1 protein-coding gene is annotated in these 207 nt (G+C 58.9%); it reads right to left on the bottom strand.

Annotated elements, in window-relative coordinates; genetic code table 11:
* Positions 1-3: 3 nt before the first annotated feature.
* Positions 4-207: host attachment protein (locus GSQ92_RS29185; RefSeq protein ID WP_174247862.1), on the bottom strand; the 204-nt coding region annotated here is incomplete at its 5' end.

The following is a 207-nucleotide window of genomic DNA, read 5'->3' as shown; positions in this document are numbered from 1 at the left end:
ACGTCACTTCCCGAAATGCTCGGCGATCGCGTGGTCGGAAATGTTGGTCAAGTCCTTGCTCAGGCTGCGAGTAAGCTTAGCTTCCGTCGCCTTGTTAAGTGCCTCGCGGATGTCGTGCAGGACGTGACTAGGGGCGGCCAAGACAATGTCCTGCACTTCCGACGCCGGTGCGCGATTAAGATAGTCCGCAACGACCCGCGCGAACTC

Origin of the sequence: Acidisoma sp. S159 (genome assembly GCF_009766125.1) — a bacterium.
GTDB lineage: Bacteria > Pseudomonadota > Alphaproteobacteria > Acetobacterales > Acetobacteraceae > Acidisoma.
Note: the sequence above shows the minus strand (reverse complement) of the source record. Positions and strands in the feature narration are given on the sequence as shown.